17 protein-coding genes and 1 other annotated feature are annotated in these 18,365 nt (G+C 40.5%); of the genes, 2 read left to right on the top strand and 15 right to left on the bottom strand.

Going from position 1 to position 18,365, the window contains the following annotated elements:
• Window positions 1-75 precede the first annotated feature (75 nt).
• From ACYH0L_RS05635 to mecA, 3 genes are all read right to left on the bottom strand, one after another.
• Complete coding sequence (locus ACYH0L_RS05635; protein WP_327925046.1) at window positions 76-1,239, bottom strand: competence protein CoiA; 1,164 nt, start codon at window positions 1,237-1,239, stop codon at window positions 76-78.
• 162 nt (window positions 1,240-1,401) lie between these two features.
• A complete protein-coding gene (gene cls, locus ACYH0L_RS05630) occupies window positions 1,402-2,922 on the bottom strand; it encodes a cardiolipin synthase (protein ID WP_099728259.1) in 1,521 nt (506 codons plus the stop codon).
• An 86-nt stretch (window positions 2,923-3,008) separates the two neighbouring features.
• Window positions 3,009-3,671: an adaptor protein MecA gene (mecA, locus tag ACYH0L_RS05625; RefSeq protein ID WP_230030905.1), complete on the bottom strand. Its 663-nt coding sequence runs from the start codon at window positions 3,669-3,671 to the stop codon at window positions 3,009-3,011.
• 264 nt (window positions 3,672-3,935) lie between these two features.
• Here mecA and ACYH0L_RS05620 point away from each other — a divergent pair, with 264 nt between their 5' ends.
• On the top strand, window positions 3,936-4,601 hold the full coding sequence (locus tag ACYH0L_RS05620) for a TerC family protein (protein ID WP_230030906.1): 666 nt from the start codon (window positions 3,936-3,938) through the stop codon (window positions 4,599-4,601).
• Between the two features lie 39 nt (window positions 4,602-4,640).
• On the opposite strand, the gene spxA is transcribed toward ACYH0L_RS05620, so the two are convergent.
• The 8 genes from spxA to ACYH0L_RS05580 all read right to left on the bottom strand — a co-directional run bounded on the left by spxA (window position 4,641) and on the right by ACYH0L_RS05580 (window position 11,972).
• Window positions 4,641-5,036, bottom strand: coding sequence for a transcriptional regulator SpxA (gene spxA / locus ACYH0L_RS05615; RefSeq protein WP_003211421.1), 396 nt, complete (start codon window positions 5,034-5,036; stop codon window positions 4,641-4,643).
• Window positions 5,037-5,229: 193 nt separating this feature from the next.
• Entirely contained in the window at window positions 5,230-5,808 is a 579-nt protein-coding gene (locus ACYH0L_RS05610; RefSeq protein ID WP_099728262.1) for a GNAT family N-acetyltransferase, read from the bottom strand.
• 143 nt (window positions 5,809-5,951) lie between these two features.
• The gene (locus tag ACYH0L_RS05605; RefSeq protein ID WP_256499463.1) at window positions 5,952-6,239 is read right to left on the bottom strand and encodes a hypothetical protein; all 288 of its coding nucleotides are present in this window, start codon (window positions 6,237-6,239) and stop codon (window positions 5,952-5,954) included.
• A gap of 102 nt (window positions 6,240-6,341) precedes the next feature.
• Entirely contained in the window at window positions 6,342-7,259 is a 918-nt protein-coding gene (locus tag ACYH0L_RS05600; protein WP_099728264.1) for an ABC transporter ATP-binding protein, read from the bottom strand.
• Between the two features lies 1 nt (window position 7,260).
• Window positions 7,261-8,340, bottom strand: coding sequence for an ABC transporter ATP-binding protein (locus tag ACYH0L_RS05595; protein ID WP_268254798.1), 1,080 nt, complete (start codon window positions 8,338-8,340; stop codon window positions 7,261-7,263).
• Between the two features lie 12 nt (window positions 8,341-8,352).
• Window positions 8,353-9,270, bottom strand: a complete 918-nt coding sequence (locus ACYH0L_RS05590) for an ABC transporter permease (RefSeq protein WP_099728266.1) — start codon at window positions 9,268-9,270, stop codon at window positions 8,353-8,355.
• 3 nt (window positions 9,271-9,273) lie between these two features.
• A complete protein-coding gene (locus ACYH0L_RS05585) occupies window positions 9,274-10,218 on the bottom strand; it encodes an ABC transporter permease (protein WP_099728267.1) in 945 nt (314 codons plus the stop codon).
• Window positions 10,219-10,334: 116 nt separating this feature from the next.
• Window positions 10,335-11,972, bottom strand: coding sequence for a peptide ABC transporter substrate-binding protein (locus tag ACYH0L_RS05580; protein WP_256499462.1), 1,638 nt, complete (start codon window positions 11,970-11,972; stop codon window positions 10,335-10,337).
• A gap of 481 nt (window positions 11,973-12,453) precedes the next feature.
• Window positions 12,454-12,673 (top strand) — a binding site (T-box leader).
• A gap of 53 nt (window positions 12,674-12,726) precedes the next feature.
• On the opposite strand from ACYH0L_RS05580, the gene trpS reads away from it, so the two are divergent.
• Window positions 12,727-13,722, top strand: coding sequence for a tryptophan--tRNA ligase (gene trpS, locus ACYH0L_RS05575; protein ID WP_099728269.1), 996 nt, complete (start codon window positions 12,727-12,729; stop codon window positions 13,720-13,722).
• 35 nt (window positions 13,723-13,757) lie between these two features.
• Here the strand turns inward: trpS and ACYH0L_RS05570 are convergent, their stop codons facing one another.
• From ACYH0L_RS05570 to ACYH0L_RS05555, 4 genes are all read right to left on the bottom strand, one after another.
• Window positions 13,758-14,510 (bottom strand): YjbA family protein, encoded by a 753-nt coding sequence (locus ACYH0L_RS05570; protein WP_039177811.1) that lies wholly within the window; start codon window positions 14,508-14,510, stop codon window positions 13,758-13,760.
• 178 nt (window positions 14,511-14,688) lie between these two features.
• Window positions 14,689-15,588 carry an oligopeptide ABC transporter permease gene (opp4C, locus tag ACYH0L_RS05565; RefSeq protein ID WP_099728304.1) on the bottom strand — a complete coding sequence of 300 codons (900 nt, stop codon included), beginning with the start codon at window positions 15,586-15,588 and terminating at the stop codon, window positions 14,689-14,691.
• A gap of 33 nt (window positions 15,589-15,621) precedes the next feature.
• Window positions 15,622-16,572: an ABC transporter permease gene (locus ACYH0L_RS05560; protein ID WP_099728270.1), complete on the bottom strand. Its 951-nt coding sequence runs from the start codon at window positions 16,570-16,572 to the stop codon at window positions 15,622-15,624.
• 77 nt (window positions 16,573-16,649) lie between these two features.
• Window positions 16,650-18,284, bottom strand: a complete 1,635-nt coding sequence (locus tag ACYH0L_RS05555; protein WP_230030907.1) for a peptide-binding protein — start codon at window positions 18,282-18,284, stop codon at window positions 16,650-16,652.
• Window positions 18,285-18,365 lie beyond the last annotated feature (81 nt).

The following is an 18,365-nucleotide window of genomic DNA, read 5'->3' as shown; positions in this document are numbered from 1 at the left end:
AGAAAAAAGCGTTTCTTTCTATTCAATAGCAGCACCACCTTTTTCTTATCATGATCAAAGTGGGCATGAAACATGCTAATGAAATAAGAAAGCATCTCGTTTTAACACTTCATCTATTGTTCGGATTGGCATTTGATTCGACGTTACTTCATAATTACCCTCTTTCGTCATGTGTAAAAACCCTTGGCAGACAAGTACCTTTACATATGCGGTGATCACCTCTTTGACTTCTTCTATTGAGACACCTGCATATCGGAGCTTCACTTCTTTTGCCTGCACACACCGATAGATTTCTTTTATTAGGTGTTGAATGGTCACTGGCCCTCTTCCTCTTTTTCTAACCATCCAATCATATAGACATCCCTGCCAGACATAAACGGGACTTGAAAAGATATACGCTTCTGTCAGCGGGATAAATAATTCAGATGGCAAAAACGGAAATGCCGTATGGTGATGCTCATAAAAAATGTTTCTCAAACGCTTACTTTCATTTGATAAAATGCCAGGAGGCCTCTGCCTAAATTGCTGAATACACCTAAGCCATTGCTTGTTTAATGGACGCTTGCTCAAGGAAGGATATAGAAGTGCCGAAAGTTGACGATATGCTGAAGGCGGTCTGACGGTCATTGTGGCACATATTTTCGTGGGCTGAAACACAAGGATTTGATCAAGATGGAGAAACATTTGCTGGATCGGACAGTAAAAAATCAGTCTCCTTTTCTTCGTTTGCCTTAAGATTCCCCAATGAATGGAGGAGAAAGAAAAGAGCTGGGTAGATGTTCTTTTTAAACGATTTGCACCTATGATCCATATAGGAAAGAGCCCTGCTGCACGGAGACCTTCTGTTCTTTTCCGCAGCTCTTGCTGCGAAATATTCGCACACTGAAATTCGATCGCATAGCCTGCATCACCTATAGCGACGGTCACATCAGGGCGCTGCTGAACCTTTGAAACATACTTCTCCATCACCGGTTCATGTCCAAGCCTAGTGAGCCAATCCTTGATGGCAGCCTTCCCCGCCTGATGATAAACCGTTTCGCCTGAAGCAGCTAACGGACATGCTGTCAGCTGTTTATGTGCAAAATGATAGACACGGTGCTCGCCTAACTTTAATTGCACCTCCTGCCTGCATTCAGGACAATAAAATTTACACGTAGCCCTTACATGCTCTAGCCGACTTTTCGTTAGATGATGTGTAATTCGTATAAGCTTCCCATTATCCATGATCGCTGCGTTCATTCATTTCGCCCCTTGCTCTTTGATGACCAGATTATAGCTTGTTCTCATCAAGGGAAGCGAATATCGAAAATGGACTTTTATCGTTTCAAAACATGGTTTCACCGAGCTTTTCCTCGTTAAAATGAAAAATCCCCCTTTTAGAAAATGGGGGAAATACAATCTTTATAAAAGTGGTGATAATAATCTTGCGGTAGATTCAAACAGTCTCACTCTCAAAGGTCTCTTTGCAAATTCTTCTAGGACAATTTCATGCGACTGCTCTAAATCACCTAAGAAGTCGTTGACCAGCTTCTCTGTGCTTTTCGTTTTATAGAGGAAGGCATTCACTTCAAAGTTCAAATGAAAGCTTCTCATATCCATGTTGGCCGTCCCAATCGATGCCAGCTCACTATCTACAATAATAAACTTACTATGCATAAAGCCTTGATCATATTCATACACCTTCGCCCCTGCTTCAAGAAGCTCCGGGAAGTATGAACGAGACGCATGGAAGACGATGCGTTTATCTGGATTCTTCGGTGCAATAATCCGTACATCTACTCCACTCAAAGAAGCAATTTTCAACGCTGACAATATATCATCATCAGGTACAAAATACGGTGAAGCGATCCAAATTGACTTTTTAGCTGAGATGATCATGGAGAAAAAGAGATTTTTAATGACCTCCCACTGTTTATCAGGTCCGCCGGCAATCATTTGGACGCCTTCTGTTGTACTTTCAATATGGCTAAAATCTTTAAAATAGTCCACGCCTGAGCATCTTTCATTGGTCATATAATACCAATCCTGCATAAAAATTTGCTGCAAATCGCGAACTGCCTCACCTTGAATCATCAGGTGCGTATCACGCCAAAATCCATATTGCCTGCTTCTGCCCATATATTCGTCCCCAATGTTAAGACCGCCGACAAATCCTACTTTTCCATCAATCACCACGATTTTTCGGTGATTTCGGAAGTTGATTTTATTATTTAACAAGGGTAGTCTTACTGGTAAAAACGGAACGATCTGAACGCCAGCTTTTTCTAGGTCAGCAATATATTGACGAGAGAGCTTTAAGCTGCCTACATCGTCATATAAAAAACGGACAATGACGCCATTTTTCGCTTTTTCAATTAATATGTCCTTTAATTCTTGACCAAGATCATCGTGGCGGAGAATATAATATTCTAAGTGAATGTGATGTTTTGCCTTTTTGATCTCTTCAAAAATATGAGAGAACGTTTCTTCTCCATTGGTTAGGACTTTAGAGGACGTTCGATACGTAATGGGGGTATGTCCAAGTCTATGGGCAAGCTTAAATAAAAGCTGCTGATGGTCACCCATATGTGTCATTTTTTCAATTGCTTCTCTGTGAATGCGTTCATCTTCCTGAATTAACTGCTCATCCAGCACCGCTTTCTTTTCAAACAGCCGGCGCTTTTTAATATTACGTCCAAAGAAAATATAGAACAAAAATCCGAATAACGGAAAGCTGCCAAGCAGGACAAGCCACGTAATCGTTTGAGACGGGTTCCGGTTCTCTAAGAAAATGACAAATCCGATAAAGATAATCGATAAAGTGAAGAGAACACTGACGGAACTGAGTACACTTACCGCTAGATCACCGGCAAAAATTTGGATAATCAAATAAGCACTTATCGTAATGATAAGAAAAAATAGAACCTTAACTAAATTTCTCATTTCATTTTCTCCTTGCCGATCTCTTTGTTTAACTATTCATTCAGATAAAAAAGCCGATTCCTCTATAGAAATCGACTTTTTGTTGTTTACGAGAAGTGCTGTTGAAGCGTTTCAAGGGCATTCCCTTTAATAATCAGCTGACCGTATTCTTGTAGTCTGTAGATGCTGACCACTGATTCATGGGCGTATTCAAGCAGAATGCTGAGCTTATTCTCCACTTGCTCATCTGACAAATCCTCGTGGAAGTCAACATATAGATAATAACGGTTTTCAAACGAATATAAACTTGTGGTAAAATCCTGCATATTTAATTGAGAAAGTGCAATCAAATCTTCAAAATCATCCATTTTCAATACGAATTGGAGTTGAAGCTTTTTGTCCTTCTCATTATGTTCTTCTTGATCCTGCTCTTCTTTATGAAAATCATCAAGCAGTGCATCTAGGCTTTCTTCTGTTTGATCTTTTTTATCTTCTGGAATCGGCAATTCGAGCTTTTGTCCATCTTTAGAAAGTTGGGCTTTTGTCACGACAATTTCAAGGCCTTTATCAAGGGCCTGTACTTGAATCCAAAGCGGTCCCTCTACTGCAAACTCTTCTTCTTCGTGCACTTCGTCCATTACTTCCCAGAACAGCTCTTCACTGCGCTCACGATTATACCAAATCTCTTCACGGTCAAAACCGCGATCTTCAATATCACCATAGGAAATATAAAATTTCACTGTATGTTCATTTATTCTTTCGATTTCCATTTTGCCAACCTTCCCTTCTATATAAGATGTTGAAGGGACATACAAGCTCCCAATTAATAGTACTTTACTACACTTTACCCGTTCCGTCTACATGTTAACCGTTTAAAGACTTGAGGTATTGCTTTGTACTGTCTATTTTATGATAAAACATGAATAAAAGAAATAAAAACGCATTTTTTGCAAAGAAAACTTGCAGAAACATATATTTGAATTGTCCTCATATATTGGTTGTACGAGCTCTATTAGTGACGTGAGGTGAAATGGGTGGAAACAGAGTGGATCGTATCCTTACTGATGATTATTGGCATAGACCTGATTTTAGGCGGAGATAATGCGCTCATCATTGCGATGGCCAGTCGAAGCTTATCAAATGATAAACGCAATAAAGCCATATGGATCGGCACACTTTTGGCAGTGCTGATGAGAATTACGATGACAGGTGCAGCAGTTTATTTATTGACCATCCCTTATTTGCAATTTATCGGCGGGCTCTTTCTCCTTTATATAGGATACAATCTGTTAATTGAACAAAAGAAAGAATCGATTCGGATTAAAAGCAGCGGCTCCCTTTGGCGTGCGGTTCAAACCATTGTGATTGCGGACCTGTTTATGTCGCTTGATAATGTGATCGCAGTTGCAGGAGCCGCAAAAGGCAACATGGTGCTCACCGCTTTTGGCTTAATGATTTCAGTGCCTATTATTATTTGGGGAAGTAAGCTCATTCATACAGCATTAACCAAATTTCCGTTTCTTTTATACGGAGGAAGTGCCCTTTTAGCTTTTACTGGCGGTGAAATGATTGTCCGTGATGTGAAATTGAATGAATTTATGGCTCAGCATGCAACCCTTGAATTTTTACTTCCATTTTTAACAGTCGCAACCGTCATTTTAGCCAGCCTCTTTTATGAACAAACGGCTGAAAACAAATAAAAAAAGCTGCCAGATGATCGGCAGCTTTTCGCTTTTCTATTAGTTAGCAAGTCGCTGAGCTTCTCGCAGTTGGAATGTACGAACCGTTCTTGGAAGGAAACGTCTAATTTCATCTTCGTTGTACCCAACTTGTAATCTTTTTTCATCCAAAATAATTGGACGTCTTAAAAGACCAGGATGCTCGTTGATTAGTTTATACAATTGTTGAAGCGGCATTGTCTCAACATTCACATTTAGCTTTTGGAAGACTTTAGAACGTGTTGAGATGATTTCATCTGTACCGTCTTCTGTCATTCGAAGAATTTCTTTGATTTCATCGATTGAAAGAGGCTCAGAAAAAATGTTTCTCTCTTGATATGGAATATTGTGCTCTTCTAACCACGCTCTTGCTTTTCTACATGATGTACAGCTTGGTGATGTGTATAATGTTACCATAAATCTTCACTCCTCAATTTGTAGAATGAATATTGATCTGTATTCTTAAATTAAAATTGTTCTAAATAAGTAATCTTTATAGTGATTATACTATAAAAAAGTAAGTGTGAACAGATTTTCTTGCAATTTTTGTGACAAAAACTAAACAATTTCATTCTTTTTGTAGTGATGCTTGATGTCTGAACATTCTCATTTAGTCGAGATGATCGAAAATATTTTTTTGTTTTTTATTTTCAATGACCTTCAACACATCATCAACATCCTCATACGATTGTCCATACCATTCTTCATCTTTATACGTATGGATTCTTTCATATGTCTTCCTCATGGCCTCCATCATTTCTTCCTCATTATCTGTAAGAGGCGACCAATAAAGGATTTCCATACGGTTCACTTCATTGGTTGCAAGTGACCTGCGTTTATAACCGATTGATTCAGCATGCTTGAAGTGCTCTCTTTGGTAAAACTTTAGGCGTTTTGCAGTATCTGCATCATCTTCATCTACAGGCTCCACCTCAAGCAAGATCGGTTTCTTTTTTTCCTTCAGCTTATGAATGAGCTTTGAGCCGAGGCCTTCACCTCTTGCATCTTTGGAAACAAATAAATAATCAATAAAGATGAAAGAATCGAATTCAGCGTACATCATCACATGATGAGGCCCTTCTTCCTTATGATAAATTTCACTTCTTTCCTTTAATAAAGCTTCCATATGCTCTTTTGACTTCATTTCTTCTATCGGGAAGTATTCACTGAGCTTTTCATACCAATTCATGGATCCGCTCCTTATGATATAGTGAAGAACCACTTCCTTATATATTCCCGATTTCCTGCTATTTAAACGCCTGTACTAGTAAGACGCTAAAAAGTCTTAGGTGGTTTCACTTTTTTTCAAACAATACAAAAAAAGTTTTGGTTTTATATCGAACGATTCATGAGCATGTGAAAGCAAACAAACAGAATGAGTGTCATCGCTATTTGAAACATGATTAAATAAAGATACTTTATGCGCCGTGCTTCTGGCTTCTCGTTGTTTGTATGACGGTAAAGCACATATTCCACCGAAAACGAAATGCTGCCAATGAGCACCATAAACGCGAGCAACCATTGTCCTCCGTTTTGTTCCTTCAAAAATGACGTTGAGAAAAGCATGAATACGATCAGAAAATGAAGCACTGAATAGCGAAAAGCCTTCCATTTTGACATCTTATTTCCTCCTAGACTTCTCTTTTTGCGAATCAAAAATTACCATAATATTGTTTTTTTGTAAAATAAAAAAGAAGCACTGACCTAGCAGTGCTTCTTCTCTTATTGTTTAGCCTGGAGCTCTTTGAACTCTTCCTCTGTACAGCTCACAAAGTGGCCTGGCTTCACTTCACGGAACTCCGTGTTCGTTCCTTTATGAACAGATGGATCGTACTTAATTCGTTTGCGGTTACGCTCATAATCAGGATCTGGAAGCGGAATCGCAGATAGTAATGATTTTGTATATGGATGAAGCGGGTTTTCGTATAGTTCATTCGCTGGTGCAAGCTCAACCAATTTCCCAAAATACATCACACCGATACGATCGCTGATGTATTTCACCATGGAAAGGTCATGCGCAATGAATAAATACGTTAAGCCTTTTTCATCTTGCAGTTCTTTCATTAAATTGACGACCTGCGCTTGGATGGACACATCTAGTGCAGAGATTGGTTCATCGGCAATGATAAAATCCGGCTCAACTGCTAATGCACGAGCAATTCCAATACGCTGTCTTTGACCACCTGAGAATTCATGTGGATATCTGTTCGCATGCTCTTTGTTCAAGCCAACAGTTTCAAGCAATTGATACACACGCTCTTTCCGCGCTTGCTTTGATTTCGCAAGGCCATGAATGTCTATGCCCTCTGCAATGATATCAAGGACTGTCATTCTAGGGTTAAGTGAGGCATACGGATCTTGGAAGATCATCTGCATTTGTCGGTTGAATTCAAGCATTTTTTGTCTTGATTTCTTTCCGTGTACGCTCTCTCCTTTATAAAGAACCTCGCCATCAGTTGCATCATAAAGTCTAATGATGGATCGGCCCGTAGTGGACTTACCACATCCAGACTCACCTACAAGGCCAAGTGTTTCACCTTTGTAAATATCAAATGAAACGCCGTCAACTGCTTTCACAGTTCCTCTTGCTGTATGGAAATGCTGCTTCAAATTTTTAATTTCTACCAGTTTTTCTGCCATGCTATTCACCCTCTTTTACTAATACAGGTTTTTCGTAGCTACCTTCTAGTTCACGCATTCTCGCCTTTACAGCAGCAGGCGGTTCAACTTTAGGTGCATTCGGATGAAGTAGCCATGATTTCACATAATGCGTATCGGATACTTTGAACATTGGTGGTTCTTGTTCGAAGTCAATTTTCATTGCATAATCGCTACGGAGTGCAAATGCATCTCCTTTCGGCGGGTTTGTCAGGTCTGGCGGTGTTCCTGGGATAGCCGTCAGCTTCCCTTCATCCCCGCCATCTGTATCCAAACTTGGCATTGATGCTAAAAGTCCCCATGTATACGGATGTTTCGGATTGTAGAAAATTTCATCGACAGTTCCTGTCTCCACAATCTGTCCTGCATACATGACAGCTACACGATCTGCGACATTGGCAACAACACCCAAATCGTGGGTAATAAAGATAATCGATGTTTCAACCTTTTGCTGAATTTCTTTCATTAATTCTAAAATTTGCGCCTGAATCGTTACATCAAGTGCAGTCGTCGGCTCATCGGCAATCAATAGCTTTGGATCTGCTGCGAGTGCCATCGCAATGACTACCCTTTGTCTCATCCCGCCACTAAATTCATGCGGATACTGCTTGATTCTTTTTTCAGGCATTGGAATTCCAACGAGTTCCAATAGTTCAATGGCTCTTTTTTCAGCCGCTTCTTTTGAAATTTGTTCGTGCTTGAATAGCACTTCTGTAATTTGTTTCCCGACCTTCATGGTTGGGTTCAGAGAAGTCATCGGATCTTGGAAGATCATCGAGATGTCTTTTCCGCGAATGGTTTGCATTTGTTTTTCGGTTTTCTTGACAATATCTTGCCCATCAAAAAGGATCTCTCCGCGCTTGAAATAACCTGGCGGCATCGGAATTAATCTCATGATGGCCTGTGATGTCACACTTTTACCAGAGCCAGATTCACCTACAATCGCAAGTGTCTCGCCTTTATTTAAGTGGAAGTTCACACCACGAATGGCTTGAACCTCTCCACCATATGTTTTAAATGAGATTGCAAGGTCTTTCACCTCTAGAATACGTTCACGTTCCATCCTAATCACTCCTTATTTACGCAACTTCGGATCTAAAGCGTCTCTTAGTCCGTCTCCAACCACGTTAAAACCAAACATTGTAATACAGATAAATGCGGCTGGGAACCATAATCTCCACGGATAGTACGTCATGGCCGGAATTCCGTCAGATGCCATTGTTCCCCAGCTCGCTAATGGAGCCGGTACACCAAGCCCTAGATAGCTCAAGAATGCCTCTGTGAAAATAGCAGAAGGAATTGTTAATGTCATCGTCACAAGAATTGGTCCCATTGAGTTTGGAATTAAGTGTTTAAATAAAAGTCTAGATGTTTTCGCACCTAATGTTTGTGCAGCAAGAACGTACTCTTGGCTCTTCAATTGTAAAACTTGTCCCCGAACAATACGTGCCATGTTAATCCAGCCTACAACTGTCATGGCGAGGATAATTGTTAATAATCCCTTTGGCAGAACAACCATCATTAAAATAACCATTAATAGTGTTGGGATTGCCCATAAAACGTCTGCAATACGCATCATCACTTCGTCCGTACGACCGCCTTTGAATGCAGCAATACTTCCCCAGATAATACCGATGATCACGTCAAGAATAGCTGCAGCAAGACCGATAAAGATCGAGATTCTTGCCCCTACCCATGTACGAACAAACATGTCTCGGCCTAAATCATCCGTACCGAACCAGTGCTCTTTTGAAGGCGGCTGGTCTGCATTAAGCAAATCTGTCGTAGAGTAATCATATTTAGAAAACATCGGAACGAAGATTGCCAGCATCACAATAATAAAAATGATTGCGAGCCCAACCATTGCAAGTTTATTTGCACGGAAGCGAAGCATAGCATCCTTCCATAAAGATAGACTCGGTTTAGAAATTTTTTCAGATTCTGCTGCATCAGCCGTCGCGGGCACAAATAAATCTTTTCTCATCTCTTCCATGTGTTAGACCCCTTTCTTCGCCTTCGTCAGTTTAATTCTAGGATCGATAATACCGTAGAGGACGTCAACGACTAGAATACTGATTAATAGAATAATACTGTAGAAGACTGTGACACCCATGATGACGGTGTAATCACGGTTTGTAATGCTTGTGACAAAGTGAGAGCCTAAGCCAGGAATACCAAAAATCTTCTCAACGACAAAACTACCTGTTAAAACCGAAGCTGCCATTGGTCCCATGTATGTAATGACAGGTAACAATGCGTTTCGAATCGCGTGTTTGATCGTAACAGCTGTTTTCGTTAATCCTTTCGCTCTAGCCGTTCTAATGTAGTCACTGTTTAGTACTTCAAGCATACTTGACCGCGCAAGTCTAGCGATAAATGCCATTGGCATGAAGGAAAGTGCAATAGAAGGTAGTACGGTGCTGGCCCAAGACTCCCATCCTGCAACTGGGAAAATCGCAAAGAAGCTTGCCTCAGATGCAAATACATATTGTAGTAGCGCCGCTAAAATGAAACTTGGAACTGAAATTCCAAAGATCGTTAAAATGGCAATCGTATAGTCTTGCCACTTGTTATGATAGAGCGCTGCAAGGACCCCAAACAATACACCAAATGCTAATGCGAGGAGAATTGCCTCAATTCCGAGGGTAAAGGAAACGGGGAATCCAGAACTGATTAAGTCATTTACGGTTTGTCCTTTATATTTAAATGAGGGGCCAAAATCTAATGTTGCAACGGAACCTAAGTAGCTTACATATTGAACAAATAAGGGCTTGTCCAACCCGTAGTGCTCGTTTAGGTTTGCTTCAATTTCAGCAGGAAGTTTCTTCTCTCCAGAGAATGGACCACCAGGTGCTGCCTGCATGAGAAAGAAAGTTGCAGTTACAATAACAAACAGTGTGATTAAAATATATATTAATCGCTTACCGATATATTTAAGCAACGGAATTGCACCTCCATGATTTTACAACAATTTCTCTAATCAGCAAGAAAGGTATATGGAGAGACATCCTCCATATACCTTAAGATCCTTGCCGTAGATCTCTTACACTATAACTCTTACTTTTCGAAATGTGCCCATTTGTATTGTGCATCACCGAGTCCAGATACAACTACACCTTTTAGTTTTGGATCTTGTACCCAAAGTTGAGTGTAGAAGTAGATTGGTGCTATAGGCATATCGTTGATGAGAATTTCTTCTGCTTTTTTCAGCATTTCTTCACGCTTCGTTTTATCTGTTTCTTTCGCAGAATCATTCAATAATTGTTTATACTCTTTGCTTTCCCAACCAGTGTCATTGTTTCCACCGTCTTTATCTTTGTAAAGCTCAAGGAAGTTCACTGGATCGTTGAAATCACCTAACCAGCCCATACGTCCGATTTGGTAATCTCCACTGTGAAGTTTATCGATATAAACGTTCCACTCAGAGTTATCAAGTTCAACTTTCACGCCTAAGTCTCTCTTCCACATTTCTTGAATTGCTTGTGCAATCTTTTGGTGAGCTTCATCCGTGTTGTAAGAAAGTTTCAATGCTGGAAGATCAGAAACTGACTTATAACCTAATTCTTTCACACCTTTTTCAAGAAATTCTTTTGCAGTTGCTACATCATGATCTTTGAAGTAGCCAGTTTTGTTGTCCTCGAAACCTTCCATTGTTGGAGGAACGATTGCCATAGCTGGAACTTGTTCACCTTGTGTAATTTTGTCAACAATCGCTTGACGATTGATTGAGTAAGCAAGTGCCTTTCTGATGTTTGCATTGTTTAAAGGTTTTACTTCAGTGTTGAATTTATAATTATAAACACCTGCAATCGTCTGGATCTTAAGATTGCCTTTATTTTTCAATGTTTTTAGAGACTCAGTAGGAAGGTTTCCAGTTGGAGAACCAGCCCAGTCAAGCTCGCCTTTTTCGAACATGCTAAGCTCAGTGTTTGTATCTTTGATCATAGACATGTTAATCTTTTTCAATTTTACAGTATCTTTATCCCAGTATTCATTGTTCTTCTCAAGCGTGATAGAACCGCCATGTTTCCATTTAGTAAGAGCAAATGGTCCGTTAGATACGTAGTTTTCACCAGCATTTGTGTACCAGTTTTTATTCTTTTCAGCCACTTTTTTGTTGACTGGCATATACGTATAGAATGCAGTTAGTTCAGTAAAGAACGGTGTTGGGTTCTCAAGCTCAACTACAAGCGTTTTGTCGTCTTTAGCTTTAATGCCAACATCAGCAACTTTCGCTTTCCCTTTGTTTGCTGCTTCAGCACCTTTAATATAGTAAAGCTGGTAAGCATATTGAGATTCATTTTTAGGATCTAATGCCCATTTCCAAGCATATTCGAAATCTTCTGCTTTAACAGGGTCACCATTAGACCATTTTGCATCACGAAGTGTGAATGTGTATGTTTTACCATCAGCACTTGTTTTGATATCAGAAGCCATCGCATTTTCTGGCTTTCCTTCAGCGTTAATTCTTGTTAATCCCTCAAAAGTCTGACGGATGACACTTCCTGAAGTTGAATCATTTGCCAGTCCCGGATGTAGAGAAAAAGGCTCAGTGGAGATATTCACATTTAATGTTGTTTTAGCCTCTCCAGAACTGCTCGTGCTGTCGCCTGATTTGTTTCCGCTGAAACCACAAGCGCTTAATACAAGTGTGAAAATAAGCATTAAAGTAACAACAGACCAACGCTTTTTCAACTGTATTCCCCCTTATAATATGTTTTAGTTCAAAGGTCTCGATAGAAGATGAGATTCAGATTTAAGAAATAGCGTAAAAAAGTCCCTAAATAGCTTACTTTCTATTTCTTTTGTTTTTTCTGAATTTTCACTATGTAAAGAGCCTAGCACAAACGTGTGAACAAATTCATTATAATGAATAGAATAATTTATTGCAATATCAATTTCACATATTTTTAAAAAACGTAAATGGGGATAAAGAGGGATTTTTATAAACTAAAGTCTCAATCACTTCAACAAATTAAAGCGTAAATTGATTAAAATAATTAAACAAATTCAGCAAGAATAATGTTTTATACATATAATTAATCATCCTTTTTTAAAAAATTCTGACAGATAGTTGTTATTTTATCTAAAATTTAAAGTGTCAAACGACATGATGAGAAGGTCACACAAGGGCTTCGTGACTTTTTCATGGTCATCCTTTATAATAGATAGACATACTGTTGCGATGAAAAAGAAGAGTACATATATTCACCATTTACAGAGAGTCTGCGGCCGGTGTGAGCAGATAATGGCATGTATGGAATGGGCTTTGGAGCAGCTAACCGAACACTTCTAAAAAGTGAGTAGGCTTAGACGGAGCAGTCTCCGATATCAACGTCTTGAGTGATTTCTGATCGAAATAACAAGGGTGGTACCGCGGTTCATTCGTCCCTTTTCTGTTGAAAAGTGATGGGTGGGCCTTTTTATATTGAAGAAATGAGGTTTTAATATGACAAAGAAGACGATTTTCTCAGGCATTCAGCCTAGCGGTTCTGTGACATTAGGGAACTACATTGGGGCAATGAAGCAATTTGTTGATTTGCAGCATGACTATCATGGCTATTTTTGTGTGGTGGATCAGCATGCGATTACGGTGAGTCAGGACCGGCTAGCTCTTCGTCAAAATATTAGAAGCTTAGCGGCTCTTTATTTGGCAGTAGGACTTGATCCAGAGAAGGCGACATTGTTTATCCAATCAGAGGTACCTGCCCACGCCCAGGCAGGCTGGATGCTGCAATGTGTCGCTTATATTGGGGAATTAGAAAGAATGACTCAATTTAAGGACAAATCCGCTGGTAAGGAAGCTGTCGTTTCTGGCCTGTTAACGTATCCGCCATTAATGGCTGGCGATATCTTATTATACGGTACTGATTTAGTACCTGTCGGAGAAGACCAAAAGCAGCACCTTGAATTGACAAGAACGCTTGCTGAACGCTTTAACCGAAAGTATAATGACATCTTCACTGTACCTGAAGTGAAGATTCCAAAAGAAGGCGCTCGAATCATGTCATTAACAGACCCGACGAAAAAGATGAGCAAATCCGATCCGAACCAAAAATCCTTCATTACCTTATTAGATGAACCAAAGCAGCTTGAAAAGAAAATTAAAAGTGCAGTCACTGATTCAGAGGGCATCGTCAAGTATGACAAAGAAAACAAGCCTGGAATCGCCAACTTGCTGACGATTTATTCTGTATTAGGTAACGTATCTATTGAGGAGCTTGAACAAAAGTATGAAGGCAAAGGCTATGGTGAGTTTAAGGGAGATCTTGCGAACGTTGTGGTTGATGCTTTAAAACCTATACAAGATCGATACTATGAACTCATTGAGTCAGACGAGCTTGACCGCATTCTAGACGAAGGCGCTGAAAAGGCAAACCGCGCGGCAAACAAAATGCTGAAAAAAATGGAGAATGCGATGGGTCTTGGCAGAAAACGCAAATAAAAAAAGCTTGCAGCTCATCACGCTGCAAGCTTTTTCTAATTCACTTTTGACTCGTTTTCCATTTCCCAAAGCTTTTCGAAAAACGGCTGTCCTTTAATCATTTTTTCACAGAATGCTAAATGGTTTTCAGACCACCCGTCAATTGTTTCATTGTAAAGCATGTTCCAAATTTCCTCGAATGACATTCGTTTGATTTGGTTGTACATACGTGGATTCCATTCCGTATACCAATACGCAATTTCCGCCCTATTTTGAAGTCCTTTTAATTGATCGAGCGCCATAAACATGAGCTGCTTCAGCTGTCTTTCTTTTCTCGTTAATCCACTGATGTGCTGCGGCGGCAATGATAAAATATGATACTCTTTCGTCGACTCAAGACTGTCTTTAGAGAATTCATATTCCTCTGCCTTTACATCTTTCACCATTTCGTACACCAGTTGCTCCTGTCTTGGGATTAAGCGGCTTTTTCTCACAGGAATGGAATACCCAATCGTATCAACAGCAATGATTCGGATGCCGTCGGTTACGACAAAGCAATACTCTAATTTTCGCCGTTCATGATTTTTTCGAATATATGATTTCTCAAATACAGATTCTAGCAGCGTTTTCGGCAGCTCTGATAGATCATTCTCTATGTAATCAAACAAAGGACTCTGCACCTTGAGTAAAGGCACTTGATCTAACAACTCGACACTGTCCTCCTTGCGCCACTCATGAAAATGGCACACATTGTAGCCATTTTCTTCCCCTTCAAACCAATTCACCCATACGTCATGAAGAAATAACATAACCAATCCCTCACTTTTTAAAAACTGTTGTCCACAGTATGGGCAAGGGATAGAGAAATTATTCCAACTTTATCAAAACTTCCAGCTGAACGAATGACGGTTTGCATTTCTTTATTTCATCAAGGAAACGGAGAACGTATTGCAAAGTCCCATTCAACTTGTTATGAAGGTGTAAACCTTACTTTAGTTTTTTAGGGTCAAGCGCATCTCTCAGTCCATCTCCTAAGAAATTAAAGCATAGGACGGTGAGCAGGATCAGTAAACCTGGGAAAAGCGGATACCACCATGCCTGCACCATAATCGAGAAATTTTGTGCATCTTGCAGCATGTTGCCCCAGCTCGCCGTTGGCGGCTGAATGCCAAACCCTAGATAGCTGAGCGTCGATTCTGCTAAAATGACGGAACCTACTTTCAACGTAGCAGAGACGATGATAGGACCGATACAGTTCGGTAAAATATGCGAAAAGATGATGACATGGTTTTTCGTTCCAATCGTTCTTGCCGCCAATACGAATTCCCTTGTTCGCAGGGATAAGAATTCACTGCGGATCAGTCTGGCGGTTGTTGTCCAGCCGGTCAAAGCAAAGATCAAAATCAATTTATCAATGCCCGGTTTGAAAATCGTCACTAGCGTGATCAATAGAAAGATGTCCGGAATAGACAGCACGACATCAACAAACCTCATTAATACAGAATCAACAAATCCTTTAAAGTAGCCTGCTACCGCTCCAACGACGGTGCCAATGGTGATCGCTCCGACCACTGAGACGAAGCCAACTAAAAGAGAGACACGCGCTCCATAAAGCACCCTTGAAAAAATATCGCGGCCAAACTTGTCAGTTCCCATAAAATGCTCTGCACTTGGCGGCTGGAGCCGCTTCAATAAATCTTGCTGCTCTGGTGCGTAAGGGGCGATCAATGGAGCAAAAATGGCCGAAAAGATGATCACCAATAAAATAACGGAGCCGGCAACCGCCAATTTATTTTTGAAAAATTTCTCACAAAATAAACGCAGCATCGTCTCAGGTTTTGGCGGAAGGCCTTCCTTTAATTTGAGATCAACAGGTGGTGTTCCCATATTAGGCTGTGCCAATTGTGCTTCAGCTCCCTTCTAATACTCAATACGCGGATCAACGATCGCATATAAAATATCCGCTATTAAGTTTCCAACAACCACTAGCACTGCGGAAATAACGGTCATCGCCATAATCACCGGATAATCTCTTGAAAAGGCAGAATCGATGAACAGCTTTCCAAGACCGGGCCATGTGAATATTTGTTCCACCACGACCGCGCCGCCAATAAAGGATGGAATCATGAGGCCAAAAATCGTAATGACAGGCATCAAACCGTTTCTTAAGCCATGCTTGAAGATGACTTTGTTTTCTCTGAAGCCTTTCGCTCGTGCAGTGCGAATGTAATCCTGCCGCATGACATCCAGCATACTCGACCTTGTGTAACGCGTGAGCCCTGCCATATCAGCAGTTGCTAAAACAAAGGCTGGTAAAATGATGTGATGAAGCCGGTCAAACACATTAAAATCGGCATTCAAGGTAGAGACTCCACCAGTTGGGAACCACCCTAGATTCACAGATAACACCATAATGAGGATCAGACCAAACCAAAAATTCGGAATAGCCAGTCCGATAAATGATGTAACCGTAATGCCATAGTCAAGCTTTGTATACGGACGTTTTGCTGAAAGGACACCCAATGGGATGGCGATGATCAGGGCAACTAATGTAGAAAAAATCATGAGGATGAGGGTATTTGGCAGCCGCGCAAAGATCAAATCAGCCACGGGGGTTCCCTTTTTTACAATGGATGTGCCAAAATCACCTTGAAGCATATTGCCAAGCCATTTCATATATTGCACATATTCGGGATCGTTCAAGCCGTACTTATCAATAAAGGCTTCCCGGTCTGCGGCACTAATGGTAGGGTCCATCATGAGTGACATCGGATCGCCTGGTGCTGCTTTCATAATGGCAAAGGACAAAATCGTAATACCAAACAAGATGGGAATGGAAAGCAATGTCCTTCTAATGATATATGTAACCATGTGCACAACTCCTTTTTCATCGGATGGCCATACTGTGATATAAAAAGGGGAGAAGACTCCCCTTCTTCACAAGCTGCCTACTGTTCAATCCACCATTTTTCGATTTTGTAATACTCATCTTTCGGGTGGTAAGAGTAGCCTTGGAGATTAGATGGCATTGCACGATGTGAGTTGGCATAATAAAGGAACGTATACGGCTGGTCTTCTGCGATCAGCTCATAAATTTTTTCATACGCCTTCGAATATTCTTTTCGATCGCTTAAGTTCTTCGCATCAACTAGCAGCTGATCGACCTCTTCATTTTTATACCAAATGTTATTCAAGCCTTTTTCTGACTGACTTGAGTGGAAGATGCTGAACTGATCAGGGAATGTTGCAAGGCTCCAGCCGAGCAACAAAGCATCATAATCCCACTTAGGCGGTGTGGTCTGTTCAATTAATGCACTGAACTCCACAATTTGCGGCTTCGCTTCAACGCCAATTTCTTTGAGCTGCTGCTGTACAACGACAGCGATATCTTCACGCACTTTGTTTCCTTGGTTCGTCTTCAATACAAAGGAGAACTTTTTGCCATCCTTATCAAGATAGCCATCTCCATCTGAATCCTCCCAGCCCTCTTCTTTGAGCATCTTTTTCGCTTTTTCTTGGTCAAATTCAAACACTGGGACATTTTCAGTCTTTGGGTAGTTCCATGACAGCGGACTTTCCGGAATGTTGGCTACTTTACCGTCTCCATCTAACACTTGATCGACAATCGTTTGACGATCAATGGCATGTGTAAGAGCTTGGCGGACCTTTTTACTTTTGAAGAGATCATTTTTCTGGTTCCAGCCAATATATGAATAATTGAGCCCTAGATCAGATTCAATTTTGACGTTGCTGACTTTTTCAGCTGTTTGCAGCTCTGCTCCCGGTACAGCAAAGAAATCAATATCACCTGCTGATAGCTGGGCAATGGCTGCATTTTGATCAGGAATGGTTTTAATGGTGACCGTATCAAGGTATGGACGGCCATCCCAATAATCATCAAAGGCTTCTAGTTTGACATAGTTTCCTTCTTTCCACTCTGCAAATTTAAATGGACCTGAACCGATTGGTTTTTTTCGGTTAAATTCATTTTCGCCGAGATCCTTGACAGGCACATCACCTAAAATATGCTTAGGCAAAATGCCATAGCTTCCTAGTGTGACATTATAAAAATACGGATCTTTTTTATTGAGCTTGAATTCAATAGAGTAATCCCCTGTCTTTTTGACAGAATCTAATACTTCAAAGCCTGATCCACGCTCTCCGTTGTAGTCCTTATTGATCGGAATGCTGTATGTAAACACAACATCATCAGCAGTCAGTTCTTCACCATCATGAAACTTCACACCTTTTCTAATGGTCACATCATACTGTTTGCCGTCATCAGATTCTTTAATATCCTCTGCCAGCGATAGCTGCGGGTTGAGTTTTCCGTCTGTTTGAAGTAAGAAGCTGTAGATTCTTTCCTCAATATCAGAGCTTGCCACATCTGTTGAATACAGCGAGTTAAATAACGTAGGCTCTGCAATTGAACCAATGACAAGGTCTCCGCCTTGTACAGGCTTACCAGTGGATTTCTTTTCACTGTCCCCAGATGTTTTATTTCCACCAGAGCAAGCCGCAAGTATCAGTGTAAAGATCAGCAGTAAACTGACCAGAATGGATTTTTGATTTCTACCTTTCATGTACAATTCCCCCTATCTTTTTTTAGAAATGCTGACAGATGCCGCTTTATCCCCCCTCTCAAAGATGAGATCATACAAGCT

The sequence above is a fragment of the Bacillus sp. MC1252 genome (genome assembly GCF_056838025.1).
Note: the sequence above shows the minus strand (reverse complement) of the source record. Positions and strands in the feature narration are given on the sequence as shown.

Bases quoted from the DNA above. Each gene is read 5' to 3' on its own strand.
- ACYH0L_RS05590 (WP_099728266.1), bottom strand. From the start codon at position 9,270: ATGGAAGAGATGAGAAAAGATTTATTTGTGCCCGCGACGGCTGATGCA.
- ACYH0L_RS05570 (WP_039177811.1), bottom strand. From the start codon at position 14,510: ATGTTATTTCTTCATGACGTATGGGTGAATTGGTTTGAAGGGGAAGAA.
- spxA (WP_003211421.1), bottom strand. From the start codon at position 5,036: ATGGTAACATTATACACATCACCAAGCTGTACATCATGTAGAAAAGCA.
- ACYH0L_RS05605 (WP_256499463.1), bottom strand. From the start codon at position 6,239: ATGTCAAAATGGAAGGCTTTTCGCTATTCAGTGCTTCATTTTCTGATC.
- opp4C (WP_099728304.1), bottom strand. From the start codon at position 15,588: ATGGGAACACCACCTGTTGATCTCAAATTAAAGGAAGGCCTTCCGCCA.
- cls (WP_099728259.1), bottom strand. From the start codon at position 2,922: ATGAGAAATTTAGTTAAGGTTCTATTTTTTCTTATCATTACGATAAGT.
- ACYH0L_RS05600 (WP_099728264.1), bottom strand. From the start codon at position 7,259: ATGGCAGAAAAACTGGTAGAAATTAAAAATTTGAAGCAGCATTTCCAT.
- ACYH0L_RS05595 (WP_268254798.1), bottom strand. From the start codon at position 8,340: ATGGAACGTGAACGTATTCTAGAGGTGAAAGACCTTGCAATCTCATTT.
- ACYH0L_RS05560 (WP_099728270.1), bottom strand. From the start codon at position 16,572: ATGGTTACATATATCATTAGAAGGACATTGCTTTCCATTCCCATCTTG.
- ACYH0L_RS05555 (WP_230030907.1), bottom strand. From the start codon at position 18,284: ATGAAAGGTAGAAATCAAAAATCCATTCTGGTCAGTTTACTGCTGATC.
- ACYH0L_RS05610 (WP_099728262.1), bottom strand. From the start codon at position 5,808: ATGAATTGGTATGAAAAGCTCAGTGAATACTTCCCGATAGAAGAAATG.
- ACYH0L_RS05635 (WP_327925046.1), bottom strand. From the start codon at position 1,239: ATGAACGCAGCGATCATGGATAATGGGAAGCTTATACGAATTACACAT.
- mecA (WP_230030905.1), bottom strand. From the start codon at position 3,671: ATGGAAATCGAAAGAATAAATGAACATACAGTGAAATTTTATATTTCC.
- trpS (WP_099728269.1), top strand. From the start codon at position 12,727: ATGACAAAGAAGACGATTTTCTCAGGCATTCAGCCTAGCGGTTCTGTG.